Origin of the sequence: Bradyrhizobium sp. 76 (genome assembly GCF_023073025.1) — a bacterium.
Classification (GTDB): Bacteria; Pseudomonadota; Alphaproteobacteria; order Rhizobiales; family Xanthobacteraceae; genus Bradyrhizobium.
In genome coordinates, this window is record NZ_JADPIS010000076.1 from 1 (window position 1) to 3,224 (window position 3,224).

The window sequence follows — 3,224 nt, forward strand, 5'->3', positions numbered from 1 at the left end:
TTGGCCATGCGGGGGTCGAGATTGACGGGGTTTTCTTCCATGCCGTCCTCGGCGAGCCGCAGCACTTCGCCGATCTGGTCGATCAGGAGGCCATAGGATTCACCGCGCAGGTCGACGCCGACCGCCATCGGGATCTTGCCGTCCTCGGGCTTGGGCAGGCCGAGCCGGGCGCGCATGTCGACCACGGTGACGATGCGGCCGCGCAGGTTCAGCACGCCCGCGATCTCGCGCGAGGACAGCGGCACGCGGGTGACGCGCTCGGGCATGAACACGTCCTGGACGCGGGAGATCGGCAGGCCGAACAGCTGGCCGCCGATCATCGCGGTGACGTATTCGACCATGGCGCCTTCGCCGGACTGGGTCTTCTTGGTCATGTTGCGTATCTCCTGATCCCGCTGGTTACGCTGCTGCGCGGCTCAGCTCGGAGGCACCGGCGGCGCCCGCGGTCTGTTCCTTCAGCGCCGCGATCAGACCGGGACGGTCGAACTTGGCGACATAGTCGTGGAAGCCGGCCTGACGGCCGCGCTCGATCGCCGCCGGCGACACCAGCGCGGAGAGCCCGATGATCGGCATCGCGCCCAGATTGCTGTCGGAGCGGATGGTCTCGGCAAACTCGAACCCGTTCATGTCGGGCATCTCGATGTCGGTCAGGACCACGTCGAAGGTCTGCGCGCGCAACGCAGCCAGGCCCTCCTGCGCGGTCGGCGCGGTGCGGACGCGGTAGCCGGCGGCCTTGAGCACCGGGGCCAGCATGTTGCGGAAGAACGCCGAGTCGTCGACCAGCAGCACCGATTGCGAGTGCAGCGACGGCTTCATCTCCTTGCGGGTGAACCAGTCGGAGAACGCCATCGGCAGGAAGTGGCCGACGTCGATCACTTCGGTGGCCTGGCCCTTGATCACGGCCGAGCCGAGAATGCCGGAGGAGGATCCGCCGACCTCGATGTTGAGCCGTTCCTCGACGATGTCGATGATCTCGTCGACGACGAGGCCCATGGAGCGGCCGTCATCGGAGAACACCAGGATCGGCTGGGCGCCCTGGCTCGCGATGGTGACGCTCTCCATGGCGACGAGCGGCATCAGCTGCTCGCGGTACTGCACCATGTAGCGGCCGTTCGAGAACTCGATCTTGTCGGCCGGGAGCTCTTCCAGGCGCGTGACGAGCCCGAGCGGGACCGCCTTGGGCTGGGACGAGCCGGCGCGAAACACCAGCAGCGAGGTGGTCTGCTCGCCCGATCCGATGCTGTGCGTCCCGTTCTCGTTGTTCATGTCATGGGCCGAGGAGCCGGCGGCGCCGAGCGCCTTGGCAATGCCGTTGGGGTCGATGATCATGATGACCGCGCCGTCGCCCAGGATGGTATTGCCCGAGAACATGTCGATGTGACGCAGTTTCGTCGACATCGGCTTGACCACGATTTCTTCGGTGTGGAACACGCCGTCGACGACGATGCCGAAGGTCTGGCTGCCGACCTGCGTCACCACGATGAAGCCGTTCTCGGGATCGGAGACGGCGCCGTCGTCGATCTTGAGCAGCTTCTTGAGGTGGATCAGCGGCAGCAGCTTGTTGCGCAGCCTGAGCACCGCGGTGTCCTTGATGCGCTCGATGCGGTGCTCCGAGTTGGCGCGGGCCCGCACCAGCTCGACCACGGAGAGCTGCGGGATCGCAAAGCGGTCGCCGGCGGCTTCCACGATCAGCGCGGAGACGATGGCCAGCGTCAGCGGGATCTTGATGGTGACGGAGGAGCCTTCACCGGCGACCGACTTGATGTCGATGGTGCCGCCGATCTGGTCGATATTGGTGCGCACCACGTCCATGCCGACGCCGCGTCCCGACACCGAGGTGATGGCGGCAGCGGTCGAGAAGCCCGGCGCGAAGATGAACTTGTGGATCTGGGCTTCGCTCATCTTCTCGAGCTCGGCCTCGGTGACCAGACCTGAGGAGATCGCCTTGGCCTTGATCCTGTCGGTGTTCAGGCCACGGCCGTTGTCGGCGATGCAGATGATGATGTGGCCGCCCTCGTGATAGGCGGACAGGCGGATGGTGCCCTGCTCGCCCTTGCCGCCGGCGAGACGCTCGGCCGGGGTCTCCAGGCCATGGTCGGCGGAGTTGCGCACCATGTGGGTGAGCGGGTCCTTGATCAGGTCGAGCACCTGGCGGTCGAGCTCGGTGTCGGCGCCGTGCATCTCCAGCTCGATCTGCTTGCCGAGTTCGCTCGAGAGGTCGCGAACGATGCGGGGCAGCTTCTGCCAGGCATTGCCGATCGGCTGCATGCGCGTCTTCATGACGCCTTCCTGCAGCTCGGCGGTGACGTTGGACAGCCGCTGCAACGGCACCTTGAACTCGGTGTCCTCGTTGCGGCGGGAGATCTCCAACAGCTGGTTGCGGGTCAGCACCAGCTCGGAGACCATGGTCATCAGATGCTCCAGCGTATCCACGTTGACGCGGATCGACTGGTTGGCGATGCTGGCTCCCTCGCCGGCGCCCTCGTCGGCGATCGACTTCTTCGGCGCGGCCTTGTCCTTGGGCGCCTTGGCTTCCTTGGCTTCCTTGGCAGCGTCCTTGGCAACAGCCACTGCCGCTTCAGCGGCAGGCTGGGGCTCGGCCTTGACTTCGGCCTTGGCAACGGGGGCCGGGACTTCGATCGCGGTCTCGCGGAAGGCGCGCTCAAGCTCGTCGAGCGAGACTTCGCCCGGACGCAGCGGACGCTCCAGGCTCTGGTCGGCCAGCACGCCGGAGGTCGGCGCGGCTTCAACTGCGACAGGTGCTTCCGGCACCAGCGGCGGCGCTTCGGCCACGGGAGCAGCAGCACCGGCCGCCATCGGCTGCGCCGAGCCTGACATAGCGGCCATGCCCTGCTCGACCATCGCTTCCAGCTTGTCGATGAGGTCGCGGTCGGTACCCTCGGGCTCGGCTTCGGTCGCCTCCAGCCCGGCCAGAATTTCCTTGATGCGGTCGATCGAGGACAGGATCACCGTCACCGCCTGCCCGGTCACCGGCATGCCGTCACGGAATTTGCCCATCAGCGTCTCGCCGGCATGCGCCAGCGCTTCAAGTCGCGGCAATCCGAGAAAGCCGCACGTGCCCTTGATGGTGTGGACCAGGCGGAAGATGTTATCCAGGATCTTGGCGTTGTTCGGCTCCTGCTCGAACTTCACCAGCTGATTGTCCACGGTGTCCAGGCTCTCGCTGGTTTCCGTCAAAAACTCCCGCAACAGATCATCCATGA

At 66.0% G+C, this 3,224-nt stretch carries 2 protein-coding genes; both read right to left on the bottom strand.

Annotated features, from left to right (window positions below):
* On the bottom strand, positions 1–374 hold a 374-nt coding region (locus IVB48_RS16055; protein ID WP_247287501.1), incomplete at its 3' end, for a chemotaxis protein CheW.
* A gap of 25 nt (positions 375–399) precedes the next feature.
* Positions 400–3,222, bottom strand: coding sequence for a hybrid sensor histidine kinase/response regulator (locus IVB48_RS16060; protein WP_247400788.1), 2,823 nt, complete (start codon positions 3,220–3,222; stop codon positions 400–402).
* Positions 3,223–3,224 lie beyond the last annotated feature (2 nt).